This is a genomic window from Paracoccus sanguinis (assembly GCF_012689545.1).
In the GTDB taxonomy this organism is placed as follows: domain Bacteria; phylum Pseudomonadota; class Alphaproteobacteria; order Rhodobacterales; family Rhodobacteraceae; genus Paracoccus; species Paracoccus panacisoli.
In genome coordinates this window covers 2,762,696-2,775,832 of the sequence record NZ_CP051542.1, presented here as the reverse complement: position 1 = coordinate 2,775,832, position 13,137 = coordinate 2,762,696, and the positions used below count along the sequence as shown (strand labels likewise).

Here is a 13,137-nt window from a genome sequence, read left to right as displayed (position 1 = left end):
GCGCGGCGCGGGGTCACAGAGGCGTCACTGTCCGGGCCGGCCGCGCCCCCGCCGGGCCGCGGCCCAGTCCCGCAACGCGGCGTTGTCGGAAAAGTCGTCCGCCGGGGCCGTCGCCGGGCCGGATGCGGGGGCCGTCGCAGAGGTCGTCGCCGGGGCCGAGGCGACCTCGGGCGTGGCGACCGAGGGCTCGTCCAGCCGCTCCTCGATCTCGGCCTCGACCGTTGCGGCGCCCCCCGCGAGCGCGTCGAAACCCGGCAGGATCGGCGCCCGCCAGTCGTCCTCGGCCGCCTCCGTCCCCGGAATGACCGGCGCCCGCCAGTCCTCGGCCGCCGCGGCCCCCGTCACCCGGGCCCGCACCGTCGCGCGGGGCCAGACCCGGTGGCGAAAGTAATGCGCCTCGCGGGCGCCGAAGTAGAAGCTGACGATCGCCCCCATCAGCCACCAGAGCGGCTCGGGCACCAGCGCCAGCCCCTGCATCCGGGCCGAGAATCCCGCCGGCTCGACCATCGCATAGACGAAGAGCCCGATGGTCCCCAGCGTCAGCAGCGGGCGCGGCAGCCGGTTCAGCCCGTTCATCAGCGCATCGAACCAGTGCGTGCCGGCGCCCGCGAACTCGGCCTGGTGCTCGGCGATGGCGCGGGCATAGGCCTCTTCGTCCAGCTCCATCCGGCGGGTGGCGCTGGGGGTGAGGATCTGGGCCATGCCGCTCGCGGCATTGCCCACGGCGGTGACGGTGGCGCCGGCGCCGAGGAAACGGTCGATCATGCCCATCGGGCGGTCCTTTCGCGGTGCTCTGCGGCGGTGAGGTGGTAGCGCGGGGCGATGAAGGCCTCGGCGCGGGTGATCCAGCCGCCCTTGCCGCCGTCGCGGCGGCGGGCAAACTTGCGGCTGGCCGGGCGCGCGTCGGCCAGCGCGTAGTAATAGTTGCGCCGGGCGATGCCGTAGGCATCAGCCAGATGCGCCGGGGCGGCGGCGGCCGCAGCCGCGGCTGCGGCGATGGTGCGCGGCCCCACCACCCCGTCGTCGGCGCAGGCGAACCCCATCCGCGTCACCAGCCGTTGCAGCAGCCGAACCGCCTGCGCGCCCGCGTTCACCTGCATGTCGAAGACGCTCGCCTGCACCGCCGGCGGCAGCCGGTCGAGGCGCGGGGCGCGGAAATAATGCTCGACGTAGATCCGCGCCGCGTCGCGGGCCGAGAGCGCCCGCACGTCCGCCCGGTCGATCCGCCCGTCGCCGGTCAGGTCGCGCCCCAGCCTGCGCAGCGTGCCGAGCGTCACCCCGTGGTTGGTCGCGCCGCCCGGGTCGTCGGGGTCATCGACATACCCCCCCTCGCGCGCGACGATCTCTGCCGCGATCTCCTCGACCGTCTGCATCCCCGGCCCCCCTTTTCGCCCGATCCGAGGCGGAAAGGTTGCGCGGGGGCGTTAAGGGGTCGTTAACCAGCCGTGCGTTGCCAGCGGCGGATCAGCTGTTCGGCGGCTGATAGACGCCCTGCTCCTTGAGCGAATCGGCGACTTCCTTGGGCATGTAGTTCTCGTCGTGCTTGGCGAGGATCTCGCTCGCGACGAAGGTGCCGTTCTGCATCGAGCCGGTGGCGATCATCCCGGCGTTCTCGGCGAAGAGGTCGGGCAGCACCCCCTCGAACCGCACCGGCACGGTGGCGCCGCCGTCGGTCACGGCGAAGGTGATCACATGGCCGTCGCCGCGCTTCAGCGTGCCCTGCTCGACCAGCCCGCCCAGCCGGAACACCTCGTCGGGGTCGGGGTGGAACTCGGCCAGCTGGCTCGGCGAGCGGTAGAGGTTGATCCCGTCGCGGAACCCGTAGCCGATCAGCGCGACCGCCAGCACCAGCGCCACGGCGGCGGCCGCGAGGATCTGGATGCGGCGCTTTTTCTTGAGGGATTTCATGTCACTCTCCTCGCTTTCTTAGGCCGCTTCGAAGTGGATCGGATGGCGCAGGAACTGCGTCGCCTTGGCCGTCACGCGGGCCGGGTCACCGGTGGTCAGGAACCGCGACCGGGTCCCCTCGCCGCGGAACTCGGGCCTGCGGGCAAGATAATCCTCAAGGCTCTCGGCCACCAGACCGGCCTGCGAATAGACCTGCACCGACGGCCCCAGCGCGGCCTGGAACGCGTGCTCCATCAGCGGGTAGTGGGTGCAGCCGAGCACCGCGGCTTCGGGGTGCGGCATCCGGCGCTTGAGCGCCTCGACGTGGCTCGCGACCAGCGCCTCGGCCAGCATCTCGTCGCCGTCCTCGATCGCGTCGACCACGCCGCCGCAGGGCTGCGCCTCGACGTCGACGCCGATGGCGCGGAACGCCAGCTCGCGCTGAAAGGCCCGGCTCGCCACCGTGGCGGGGGTGGCGAACAGGGCCACGTGCTTGACCGCGACCTCGCGCGGGGGCGAGTTGTCGCCCCACTGCCGCTCGGTCAGCGCCTCGATCATCGGGACGAACACGCCCAGCACGCGCTTGCCGGGCGGCAGCCACGTCTCTTGCATCCGCTTGAGGGCGGCGGCGCTGGCGGTGTTGCAGGCGAGGATCACGAGGTCGCAGCCCTCGGCCCAGAGCCGCTCGACCCCCGCGCAGGTGAGCGCGAAGATGTCGTCGGGGGTGCGGGTGCCATAAGGGGTGTGGGCGTTGTCGCCCAGATAGACCAGCGGCAGGTCCGGCATCCGCCGCGCAATGGCCTGATGGACGGTCAGGCCCCCCAGCCCCGAATCGAACACGCCGACGGCCATTCCACGCTTCTCCGCTGTTGGTCCGAGGGGGTTTCTAGGCCCTGTGGCCCGCAAACGCCATGACTTCGGTCAGAGCGTGGCCGTCACGCTCGCGTGGGCGGCCGGACCGGAAAGACGCCCGCGCGCCGCGCGCGAGGCGTCTCTCCGGCCCAGAGACCCGTCGCGTGACGGCGGGCTACTCCGCCGCCATGGCGAGCGGCGGCCGCGCCGGGCGCCCGCCGGCCCGGAACTCGGCCAGCAACTCGGCCCGCCGTTCGGCGGCCTTGTCGGCGGCGGCGTCCTTGATGAAGCCGTAGCCGCGGATCTGCTGGGGCAGCGCCGCCAGCTCGCGCAGCGTCTCGAGCGTCGCGGGCGTCACCTGCGGCAGAAGCTCGCTCATGTCGCGCTCGTACTGCAGGGCCAGCGCCCGCTCGCGCCGGCGTTCCCCCTGCCAGCCGAACACGTCGAGCGGCGTGCCGCGCAGGCCCCGCATCCCGGAGAGGATGCGGAACATCGGCAGCATCCACTCGCCGAAGTCGCTCTTCTTCGGGCGGTTGTCGGGGTCCTGCCCGCCGAGGAACGGCGGCGCGAGGTGGAAGGTCAGCTTGGTGTCGCCCTCGAACACCCGCGCGACGTTCTCGGCGGTGGTCAGGTGCAGCCGCGCGACCTCGTACTCGTCCTTGATCGCGAGCAGGCGGTAGAAGCTGTCGGCCACCGTCTCGCGCAGCTCGGCAGGCGCCAGATCGACGAGCTTCAGGAAGCGCCGCTTCAGGCGCTCGCCCTGATAGCCGACCAGCCGCTGCGCGCGGTAGGCGACCGGATCGACGCGCTCGGGATGGGCGCCCATCGCCTCGGTCTGGGCGGGGTGCAGCGCGGCCCAGCGGCCGATCTGGAAGGCGCGCTTGTTCTCGTCGGCCTTGGCGCCGTTCAGCTCGATCGCCCGCAGGATCGCGGCCTCGCTGAGCGGGATCAGCCCCTGCTGCCAAGCGGCACCGGTCACCACCATGTTGGAATAGATCGAATCGCCCAGATAGCGCTCGGCGAGGCTCTGGGTGTTCAGGAACTCGACCCGCTCGCCCAGCCGCGCCTGCAGCGACAGCTTCAGCCGGTCGCCGGGGACGTGGAAGTCGCGGTTGCGGGTGAACTCGCCGGTGATGATCTCGTGATCGTTGATGACCGCGCCGGTGCGCCCCTTGGTCATCAGCCCGAGCGTCCGCGCCCCGGCCGAGACGACCAGATCGCCGCCGATCACAGCGTCCGCCTCGCCCACGGCAACGCGGATGGCGCTGATGTCCTCGGGGCGGTTGGCGAGCCGCAGGTGGATGTGGACCGCCCCGCCCTTCTGGGCGAGGCCCGCCATCTCCATCATCCCCGCCCCCTTGCCGTCGAGCTGCGCGGCCTGCGCCAGCACCGCGCCGATGGTCACGACGCCGGTGCCGCCGACGCCGGTGATGACGATGTTGTGGGTGCCCGCGATCTCGGGCAGGCGCGGCTCGGGCAGCGCCGGCAGGTCCAGCGCCTCGGCCGCCGGGCGGCGCAGCTTGCCGCCCTCGACCGAGACGAAGCTCGGGCAGAAGCCTTTGACGCAGCTATAGTCCTTGTTGCAGCTCGACTGGTCGATGGCGCGCTTGCGGCCCAGCTTGGTGTCGAACGGCACCACCGAGACGCAGTTCGACTGCACCGAGCAGTCGCCGCAGCCCTCGCAGACCTCGGGGTTGATCCAGATGCGCCGGTCCGGGTCGGGAAAGGCGCCTTTCTTCCGGCGCCGGCGCTTTTCGGCCGCGCAGGTCTGGATATAGACGATCGCCGTCACGCCCGGCACCGTCTCAAGCTCTTTCTGCACCGCCATCAGGCTCGCGCGTTCCTCGAAGCGGATGCCCGCCGGGAAGGCCGCGCGGTCCACGACCTCCTTCTCGTCGTGAACGACCACCACCGGCACGCCCAGCGCACGCAGCTCGGCCACGATCTGCGGCGCGGTCAGCTCACCCTCGTTGGGCTGGCCGCCGGTCATCGCCACCGCGTCGTTGAACAGGATCTTGTAGGTGATGTTGGTCCCCGCCGCCTTGGCGGCGCGGATCGCCAGCGACCCCGAGTGGTTGTAGGTGCCATCCCCGAGGTTCTGGAACACGTGCGGCCGGGTCGAGAACGGCGCCTCGCCGATCCAGTTGGCGCCCTCGCCGCCCATCTGGGTGAAGCCGGTCGTCTCGCGGTCCATCCACTGGACCATGTAGTGACAGCCGATCCCCGCATAGGCGCGGCTGCCCTCGGGCAGCTTGGTCGAGGAGTTGTGCGGGCAGCCCGAGCAGAACCACGGCGTCCGCACCGCGATCTCGGGGGCGTTGTCGGCGCGGCGCGACTCGACGATGCGGCTCAGCGCCGCCTCGATCCGGTCGGTGCGCCGCCCCTCTTCGATGAGGATGCCGCCCAGCTTGGCCGCGATCATCACCGGGTCGAGCGCGTAGCGGGTCGGGAACAGCTCGACCTGGCGGCCGTTCTCCCACGTGTCGCCCTTGTGCCAGCCATAGACGCGGCGGCCGCGGCGGTCGTCGAAGATCGCCTCCTTGACCTGCACCTCGATCAGCTTGCGCTTTTCCTCGACCACGATGATCAGGTCGAGACCCTCGGCCCACTCGTGGAAGCTGGTCATGTCCAGCGGCCAGGTCTGGCCGATCTTGTAGGTGGTGATCCCGAGCCGCTCGGCCTCGGCTTCGTCGATGCCCAGCAGCCCCAGCGCGTGCACCACGTCGAGCCAGTTCTTGCCCGCCGCGCAGATGCCGATCTTCGCGCCCGGCTTGCCCCACATCCGCCGATCCATGCGGTTGGCGCGGCTGAACGCCTCGGCCGCGAAGCGCTTGTAGTCGATCATCCGCGCCTCTTGCGCGACCGGCGTGTCGCCGAGGCGGATGTTCAGCCCGCCCTCGGGCATGACGAAATCCTGCGGCGTCACGAACTTGAGGCGGAAGGGGTCGCCGTCCACGACCGAGGTCGCCTCGACCGTGTCCTTCATCGTCTTGAGCCCGGTCCAGACCCCGGCAAAGCGGCTCAGCGCCCAGCCGTAGAGCCCGTAGTCGAGGATCTCCTGCACCCCCGCGGGCGAGAGCACCGGGATATAGGCGTCGATCATCGCCCAGTCGGACTGGTGCAGCACCGTCGAGCTTTCGCCGGTGTGGTCGTCGCCCATCGCCATGACCACGCCGCCGTGGGGCGAGGTGCCGGCCATGTTGGCGTGGCGCATCACGTCGCCGGTGCGGTCCACGCCGGGGCCCTTGCCGTACCAGAGCGCAAAGACGCCGTCGTACTTGCCCTCACCGCGCAGCTCGGCCTGCTGGCTGCCCCAGATCGCAGTCGCGGCCAGATCCTCGTTCAGCCCCGGCTGGAAGCGGACGTTGGCGGGCCCCAGCAGCTTGCCCGACTTCATCATCTGCAGGTCGACGCCGCCGAGGGGCGAGCCGCGATAGCCGGTGACCAGCCCTGCGGTGTTGAGCCCCGCCGCCTTGTCGCGCGCCGACTGCATCAGCATCAGCCGCACCAGCGCCTGGGTGCCGTTCAAGAGCACGTGGCGGCGGGCCACGTCGAATCGGTCGGCCAGCGAAATATCCTGAACGCTCATCTTGGCTCCTCCCCAGCTCGGACGGCAGGTGGGATTATAGGTCAGAAAAACTGACCGATAAAGTCCTTTGTGCCCGGCGAGCAAAACGATAAGGGTTGCGGAAAATACATGACTGCCATGCGGCCGTGGGCGAGGGATGCAGCGATGATGGATTGGGACAAGCTGCGAATCTTCCACGCCGTCGCCGATGCCGGCAGCCTGACCCACGCCGGCGACACGCTGCATCTGTCGCAATCCGCCGTCAGCCGGCAGGTCCGCGCGCTCGAGGAATCGCTCGGCACCACGCTCTTTCACCGCCACGCCCGTGGCCTCATTCTGACCGAGCAGGGCGAGATGCTGTTCGACGCCACCAAGGCGATGAACCGCAAGCTCGACACCACCGCCGCCCGCATCCGCGACAGCGAGGAGCACGTCTTCGGCGAGCTGAAGGTCACCACCACCGTAGGGTTCGGCACGCTGTGGCTGGTGCCGCGCTTCTCCAAGCTCTACGCGCGCTATCCCGAGCTGAAGATCGACCTGATGCTCGAAGAACGGGTGCTCGACCTGCCGATGCGCGAGGCCGACGTGGCGATCCGCATGAAAGAGCCGAGCCAGGCCGACCTGATCCGCCGCCGGCTTCTGAACATCAAGATGCAGCTTTATGCGACTCGCGCCTATCTCGACCGGGTCGGGACGCCGGCGACGCTGGCCGACCTCGCCCCGCACCGGCTGATCTGCCAGAACCCGCAGACCCCGCAGGTGTCCTCGGGGGCGGCGCTGACGCAGATGCTGCTGCCGCACACGTCCAGCTCGACGCTGATGGTCAACAACTACTTCGGCGTCCTGCAGGGGGTGCTGAACGATGTCGGCATCGGGGTTCTGCCCGACTACCTGACCACGGATTTCCCCCATCTTCTGCGGGTGTTGCCGGACGTCGAGTCAACCGAGGTGCCGGTGTTCCTCGCCTTCCCCGAAGAGCTGCGCAGTTCTCGCCGCGTCGCAGCATTCCGCGATTTCGTTCTGGAGGAAATTCAGGCCATGCGACGCCCGTCAGGCGAGTGACGGCGGCCACCCGCGCCCTGCGCGGCCTGTGGCCATGCAGCACCAGCATGGCGGTCATGCTGCAACGGCAGCAAAACCATGCTTGTCAATCAGGCGGTGCGACCCTTATTTGGGCAGTGAAGCGATGGCCAGCCCATCTCTTCACCTCCCTGTTGGACTTAGGCCGGGCGAAAGCCCGGCTCTTTTTTTGTCCCGCGCCCTGCGTCCTTCCCGCCAACTCGTGCGTTCAGTCTCGCGCGGCAGGCACGCAGACGTGTGCGCCCGGGTGGTTGAGCGCCCCCCGCCCCACGGGTCAGAAGGTCGCGGCTGTTATATGATAACAAGCGATATACCCGAGAACCACCGCACAATCCTTGCCGGCCTCGCCTTCGGCCTGCTCGCCAGCCCGGCGCTCGCCGCCCAGTGCGGGGGCACCGTCAGCTTTCCCGCCGGCGCGACCGGCACCGTCGTCAAGGGCAGCGTCTTTGGGCTCGAGACCTGCGATTACACCCTGTCCGCCCGCAAGGGTCAGACGCTGCGCGCCTCGCTGGGCGATTCGCGGCTGGACCTGATCGCGGTCGAGCCGGTCGAGCATGATTTCGTCTCGGGCGACGCGCTGGTCCTCGACCGCACGGGTCCGGTGACGCTGCGCGTCCTGCAGACCCGCGCCGCCGCCCGCCAGTCGCGGGCCGCCCGTCCCTTCAAGCTGAGCGTCAGCATCGACGGCCCGCTGCCGAAGTCGAAGGCCGCAGCCCAGTCGGCCGGCACCGCCGCGGCCCCGGCCGTCAAGACGGCCGGCAAGCCGGCGGCGAAGGCCGCGGGCAACCAGTGCGAGGGCAGCGGCGCGCTGACCGGCGATACCGCCAACAGGCGGGCGCGCTCGCGGGCGACGCGGTCTGCCGCTAAACCCTCTCGGGCAAGGCCAGCCAGTCGGTCTCGCTGCTGCTCGACGCCCCGGCCGGGGTCGAGGTCTGGCTGCGCGCCCCGGGCGCCGACACCGCCATGCCGCTCGACCCGTCGTCGGCGGTGACGCTCGAGGCGTCGGGCGACTATGCCGTCACCATCGGCCGCACCCGCAACGACGCCCGCAAGGGCGGCACCCGCAACTTCTCGGCGGTGCTGAACGTCGAGTGACCGACCGGGTCGACCGGGGGGGGCCTTTGCGCCCCCCCGGTCACGCATCAACCCGCGGGCACGCGGGCCCCTCCTGCCCTTCCCTCGCGCCGCGCCAGCCCCTAAAAGGCGCCGCAACACGGGTGCGATGCCGAAGGCGATCATGGGGGCGATCATGCAGGAACCGACCATCACCGACGAGCTGATCGCCGCGCACGGGCTCAAGCCCGACGAATACCAGCGCATCCTCGACCTGCTCGGCCGCGAACCCAGCTACACCGAGCTCGGCATCTTCTCGGCGATGTGGAACGAGCACTGCTCGTACAAATCCTCGAAGAAATGGCTGCGCACCCTGCCCACCACCGGCCCGCAGGTCATCTGCGGCCCCGGCGAGAACGCGGGCGTGGTCGACATCGGCGACGGCCAGGCGGTCGTCTTCAAGATGGAGAGCCACAACCACCCCTCCTACATCGAGCCGCATCAGGGCGCCGCGACCGGCGTCGGCGGCATCCTGCGCGACGTGTTCACCATGGGCGCGCGGCCGATCGCGGCGATGGACAGCCTGTCCTTCGGCCGCCCCGAGCACCCGCGCACCGCGCATCTGGTCAAGGGCGTGGTCGAGGGGATCGGCGCCTACGGCAACGCCTTCGGCGTGCCGAACGTGGGTGGCGAGGTGCGTTTCCACCGCGCCTATGACGGCAACTGCCTCGTCAACGCCTTTGCCGCGGGGCTCGCGGACGCCGACCGCATCTTCTACTCGGCCGCCTCGGGCGTGGGCATGCCGGTCGTCTATCTCGGCGCCAAGACCGGCCGCGACGGGGTCGGCGGGGCGACCATGGCCTCGGCCGAGTTCGACGAGTCGATCGAGGACAAGCGCCCGACCGTGCAGGCCGGCGATCCCTTCACCGAGAAATGCCTGCTCGAGGCCTGCCTCGAGCTGATGCAGACCGACGCGGTGATCTCGATCCAGGACATGGGCGCCGCAGGCCTTACCTGCTCGGCGGTCGAGATGGGCGACAAGGGCGGGCTCGGGATCAAGCTCACCCTCGACCACGTCCCGCAGCGCGAAACCGCCATGACCGCCTATGAGATGATGCTGTCGGAAAGCCAGGAGCGGATGCTCATGGTCCTGCGCCCCGAGAAAGAGGCCGAGGCGCGGGCGATCTTCGAGAAATGGGATCTCGACTTCGCGGTGATCGGCGAGACCATCGCCGAGGACCGCTTCCTCATCCTTCACGGCAACGAGGTGATGGCCGACCTGCCACTGTCGAAGCTGTCGTCGAGCGCGCCGGAATACGACCGCTCGTGGGTGGCGACGCCCGCCGCCGCCGCGCTGACCGAGCTGCCCGAGATTGCCCCGATCGCGGCCCTCAAGGCGCTGATCGGTTCGCCGAGCTACGCCCACAAGGGCTGGGTCTGGGAACAGTACGACACCCAGGTCGGCGCCGACACGATCCGCAAACCGGGCTTGGGCGCGGGCGTGGTGCGCGTCCACGGCACCGGCAAGGCGCTGGCCTTCACCAGCGACGTGACCCCGCGCTACGTCAAGGCAAACCCGGTCGAGGGCGGCAGGCAGGCCGTGGCCGAGGCGTGGCGCAACCTCGTCGCGGCCGGCGCCACGCCGCTTGCCGCGACCGACAACCTCAACTTCGGCAACCCCGAGAAGCCCGAGATCATGGGCCAGTTCGTCGGCGCCATCCAGGGCATCGGCGAGGCCTGCCGGGCGCTCGACTTCCCGATCGTGTCGGGCAACGTCTCGCTTTACAACGAGACCGACGGCCAGGCGATCCTGCCCACCCCCACCATCGGCGGCGTCGGGCTGATCGCCCAGAGCGGCGACCTGATCGCGGGCCTGCCGCGGCAGGGCGACGTGGCACTGGTGATCGGCGCGACGCGCGGCCACCTCGGCCAGTCGGCGCTCGCCGCCGAGGCCTTCGGGATCGAGACCGGCGACGCGCCATCCGTGGACCTCTCGGCCGAGCGCGCGCACGGCACGTTCCTGCTCGCCCACCGGGCCCATGTCGGCGCGGCGGCGGACCTTTCGGACGGCGGGCTCGCGCTCGCGGCGTTCGAGATGGCCGAGGCGGCCGGCATCGGCGTCACGCTCGAGGCCGCCGACATTCCGACCCTCTTCGGCGAGGACCAGGCCCGCTACCTCATCGCCGCGCCCGCCGCCGAGGCCGAGACCCTGCTCGAGGCCGCCCGCGCCGCCGGCATCCCCGCCGCCCTCGTCGGCCGGTTCGAGGGCGACCGCGTCACCCTCGGCACCGACAGCGCGCCGCTGGCCGAGCTGTCGCGGCTCTACCGCAGCGCCTTCGCCGCCGCGATCCACGGCGAACTGCCCGACCACGCCTGACTGCCACGGCTTCTTTCTTGCAAAAATATCCCGGGGGGAGGCCGCAGGCCGGGGGGCAGCGCCCCCCTTCGGCGGCCCCCCTCAGCGCGCCCCCGCCCACTCCGGCAGGATGATCGTGAAGCGGCTGCCCGCGCCGCGGGTGCTCTCGATCTTCAGCCGCCCGCGGTGGCGCGCGACGATGTGCTTGACGATGGCGAGCCCCAGCCCGGTCCCGCCCTTCTCGCGCGAGCGGTGGTTGTCCACGCGGTAGAACCGCTCGGTGAGCCTCGGCAGGTGCACCTCGTCGATCCCCTCGCCGTCGTCGGCGACCTCGACCGCCCAGCCGGGGCCGCGCAGCACCGGCTCGTGCGGGACATGGGTCAAGGTCACGCGAACCTCTCCGCCCGAGGCCCCGCCCTGCCGCGCGCCGTACTTGATCGCGTTCTCGATCAGGTTGTGCAGCACCTGCTGGATCTGGTCGGCGTCGCCCGCCACCTCGGCGGTCACCCCGGTCCCGATCTTGACCAGCGCCGTCCCCGCCGCCTGCGCCGTCGGCGCCAACGTCGCGCAGGCCGAGCGGATGAGCCCGGCAAGGTCCACCCGCTCCGAGGGCCGCCGCCGCTCTTCCTGCTCGACCCGGCTCAGCGATAGCAGGTCGCCGATCAGCCGGTTCATCCGCCCCGCCTCGCGGTCCATGATGGCGAGGAACCGCTCGCGCGCGGCGGCGTCGTTCCGGGCCGGGCCGCGCAGCGTCTCGATGAACCCCATCAGCGCGGTCAGCGGGGTCTTCAGCTCGTGGCTGACGTTGGCGACGAAATCGCGGCGCATCTGCTCGGCGTGCTCGACGCCCGAGGTGTCCTCGATCACCACCCCCGCGCCCGGCCGCCCGTTCAGCGTGAGCGGCGTCACCGTCACCACGCAGTTGCGGTCATGCCCGCGGGCCGAGATCGTCACCGACAGCCGCTGCGCCGCCCCCGCCCGGTCGAGCGCCTGCTCGAGCGCGCGGTTCACGAGGCTCTGGCGCAGCACGGTCACGAAGGGGCGGTCGGTGATCCCCTCGCCCAGCATCGCGGTCGCGGCGCGGTTCCCGATCACCACCCGCGCGGCGGCATCCACCACCAGCATCGGCACCGGCACCGCCTCGGCCAATTGCTGGAGCGCGTCGCCCTGCATCGCGCTCAGTCGATCCGCCGCAGCCCGGCGCGGAAGCGGGCCGCGTTCTCGCGGTAGCGGGCGGCCGAGCCGCGCAGCCCGTCGATCGCGGGGGCGTCGAGCATCCGCACCACTTTGCCGGGCGCGCCCATGACCAGCGCGCCGGGCGGGATCTCTTTCCCCTCCGGGATCAGCGCACCGGCGCCGATCAGCGCCCCCGCCCCGATCACCGCGCCGTTCAGCACCGTGGCTCCCATCCCGATCAGCGCGCCGTCATGAACCGTGCAGCCGTGCAGGATCGCCTTGTGGCCGACCGTGACATCGGGGCCGAGAGTCAGCGGATAGCCCATGTCGGTGTGAAAGACGCAGCCGTCCTGCACGTTCGACCCGGCGCCGACACGGATCTCCTCGTTGTCGCCGCGCAGCACCGCGCCCCACCAGACGCTTGCGCCCGCTTCCAGCACGACGCGCCCCATCAACTGCGCGTCCGGCGCCACCCAGGCGTCCGGCGCGATCTCGGGGGCGATCCCGTCCAGTTCCCAGATCATCGCGGCTCCTCCATCAGCTTGCGCACGAACGGCCCCAGCGCCGGGCGGCGCTCGCGGCGCAGCCGCTCGGCGCTCAGGATGGCGCGCAGGTCGCTTTCGGTCGCGTCGAGGTCGTCGTTGACCAGCACATAGTCATACTCGGCCCAGTGGCTGATCTCGTCGCGGCTTTTCTGCATCCGCCCCGCGATCACCTCCTCGCTGTCCTGGTCGCGGTCGCGCAGGCGACGCTCCAGCTCGCTCAGGCTCGGCGGCAGGATGAAGATCGAGACCACGTGCGGGGCGAGTGACGAGGCGCGGATCTGCTGCCCCCCCTGCCAGTCCACGTCGAACAGCGTGTCGCGCCCCTCGGCCATCGCCAGCTCGACCGGGCTGCGCGGGGTGCCGTAGCAATTGCCGAACACCTCGGCGTGTTCCAGCATCTCGCCCGCCTCGACCATCGCCTGGAACCCGGCGTGGTCGGTGAAGTAATAGTGCTGGCGGTCGATCTCGCCCGGGCGCGGCTTGCGGGTGGTGGCCGAGACCGAGAACTTGAGCGAGGGGTCCCAGTCCATCAGCCGCCGCGCCAGCGTGGACTTGCCCGCGCCCGAGGGCGACGAGAGGATGATCAGCAATCCGGATCGCGTGGTCTGCGGCATCCCTTG

12 protein-coding genes are annotated in these 13,137 nt (G+C 70.8%); 4 read left to right on the top strand and 8 right to left on the bottom strand.

Annotation, left to right across the window (positions count from 1 at the left end; translation table 11 throughout):
• Positions 1–24: 24 nt before the first annotated feature.
• From HGN31_RS16805 to HGN31_RS13260, 5 genes are all read right to left on the bottom strand, one after another.
• On the bottom strand, positions 25–771 hold the full coding sequence (locus HGN31_RS16805; protein WP_168783500.1) for a holin family protein: 747 nt from the start codon (positions 769–771) through the stop codon (positions 25–27).
• A complete protein-coding gene (locus tag HGN31_RS13275) occupies positions 762–1,373 on the bottom strand; it encodes a holin-associated N-acetylmuramidase (RefSeq protein WP_168783499.1) in 612 nt (203 codons plus the stop codon). The genes HGN31_RS16805 and HGN31_RS13275 overlap by 10 nt, the downstream gene beginning before the upstream one ends.
• Positions 1,374–1,464: 91 nt before the next feature.
• Complete coding sequence (gene ccmE, locus HGN31_RS13270; RefSeq protein ID WP_036702959.1) at positions 1,465–1,908, bottom strand: cytochrome c maturation protein CcmE; 444 nt, start codon at positions 1,906–1,908, stop codon at positions 1,465–1,467.
• Between the two features lie 18 nt (positions 1,909–1,926).
• Positions 1,927–2,739 (bottom strand): glutamate racemase, encoded by an 813-nt coding sequence (locus tag HGN31_RS13265; protein WP_036709251.1) that lies wholly within the window; start codon positions 2,737–2,739, stop codon positions 1,927–1,929.
• A gap of 175 nt (positions 2,740–2,914) precedes the next feature.
• Positions 2,915–6,328 carry an indolepyruvate ferredoxin oxidoreductase family protein gene (locus HGN31_RS13260; protein ID WP_168783498.1) on the bottom strand — a complete coding sequence of 1,138 codons (3,414 nt, stop codon included), beginning with the start codon at positions 6,326–6,328 and terminating at the stop codon, positions 2,915–2,917.
• 147 nt (positions 6,329–6,475) lie between these two features.
• Between HGN31_RS13260 and HGN31_RS13255 the strand changes: the two genes are divergently transcribed.
• From HGN31_RS13255 to purL, 4 genes are all read left to right on the top strand, one after another.
• Positions 6,476–7,369 (top strand): LysR family transcriptional regulator, encoded by an 894-nt coding sequence (locus tag HGN31_RS13255; protein WP_168783947.1) that lies wholly within the window; start codon positions 6,476–6,478, stop codon positions 7,367–7,369.
• 313 nt (positions 7,370–7,682) lie between these two features.
• Complete coding sequence (locus HGN31_RS13250; protein WP_168783497.1) at positions 7,683–8,378, top strand: hypothetical protein; 696 nt, start codon at positions 7,683–7,685, stop codon at positions 8,376–8,378.
• Positions 8,351–8,482: a hypothetical protein gene (locus tag HGN31_RS16680; RefSeq protein WP_269429080.1), complete on the top strand. Its 132-nt coding sequence runs from the start codon at positions 8,351–8,353 to the stop codon at positions 8,480–8,482. The genes HGN31_RS13250 and HGN31_RS16680 overlap by 28 nt, the downstream gene beginning before the upstream one ends.
• 154 nt (positions 8,483–8,636) lie before the next feature.
• Positions 8,637–10,817: a phosphoribosylformylglycinamidine synthase subunit PurL gene (purL, locus tag HGN31_RS13245; protein WP_168783946.1), complete on the top strand. Its 2,181-nt coding sequence runs from the start codon at positions 8,637–8,639 to the stop codon at positions 10,815–10,817.
• 81 nt (positions 10,818–10,898) lie between these two features.
• On the opposite strand, the gene HGN31_RS13240 is transcribed toward purL, so the two are convergent.
• The 3 genes from HGN31_RS13240 to gmk are packed head-to-tail and all read right to left on the bottom strand — an operon-like array spanning position 10,899 to position 13,131.
• A complete protein-coding gene (locus tag HGN31_RS13240) occupies positions 10,899–11,969 on the bottom strand; it encodes a sensor histidine kinase (protein ID WP_036709242.1) in 1,071 nt (356 codons plus the stop codon).
• A gap of 5 nt (positions 11,970–11,974) precedes the next feature.
• Positions 11,975–12,496 (bottom strand): gamma carbonic anhydrase family protein, encoded by a 522-nt coding sequence (locus HGN31_RS13235; protein ID WP_168783496.1) that lies wholly within the window; start codon positions 12,494–12,496, stop codon positions 11,975–11,977.
• Positions 12,493–13,131 (bottom strand): guanylate kinase, encoded by a 639-nt coding sequence (gene gmk, locus HGN31_RS13230; protein ID WP_168783495.1) that lies wholly within the window; start codon positions 13,129–13,131, stop codon positions 12,493–12,495. Before gmk ends, HGN31_RS13235 begins: the two co-directional genes overlap by 4 nt.
• Positions 13,132–13,137 lie beyond the last annotated feature (6 nt).

Coding starts and splice junctions, on each gene's coding strand:
- HGN31_RS16805 (WP_168783500.1), bottom strand. CDS start 771: ATGGGCATGATCGACCGTTTCCTCGGCGCCGGCGCCACCGTCACCGCC.
- HGN31_RS13275 (WP_168783499.1), bottom strand. CDS start 1,373: ATGCAGACGGTCGAGGAGATCGCGGCAGAGATCGTCGCGCGCGAGGGG.
- ccmE (WP_036702959.1), bottom strand. CDS start 1,908: ATGAAATCCCTCAAGAAAAAGCGCCGCATCCAGATCCTCGCGGCCGCC.
- HGN31_RS13265 (WP_036709251.1), bottom strand. CDS start 2,739: ATGGCCGTCGGCGTGTTCGATTCGGGGCTGGGGGGCCTGACCGTCCAT.
- HGN31_RS13260 (WP_168783498.1), bottom strand. CDS start 6,328: ATGAGCGTTCAGGATATTTCGCTGGCCGACCGATTCGACGTGGCCCGC.
- HGN31_RS13255 (WP_168783947.1), top strand. CDS start 6,476: ATGGATTGGGACAAGCTGCGAATCTTCCACGCCGTCGCCGATGCCGGC.
- HGN31_RS13250 (WP_168783497.1), top strand. CDS start 7,683: ATGATAACAAGCGATATACCCGAGAACCACCGCACAATCCTTGCCGGC.
- HGN31_RS16680 (WP_269429080.1), top strand. CDS start 8,351: ATGCCGCTCGACCCGTCGTCGGCGGTGACGCTCGAGGCGTCGGGCGAC.
- purL (WP_168783946.1), top strand. CDS start 8,637: ATGCAGGAACCGACCATCACCGACGAGCTGATCGCCGCGCACGGGCTC.
- HGN31_RS13240 (WP_036709242.1), bottom strand. CDS start 11,969: ATGCAGGGCGACGCGCTCCAGCAATTGGCCGAGGCGGTGCCGGTGCCG.
- HGN31_RS13235 (WP_168783496.1), bottom strand. CDS start 12,496: ATGATCTGGGAACTGGACGGGATCGCCCCCGAGATCGCGCCGGACGCC.
- gmk (WP_168783495.1), bottom strand. CDS start 13,131: ATGCCGCAGACCACGCGATCCGGATTGCTGATCATCCTCTCGTCGCCC.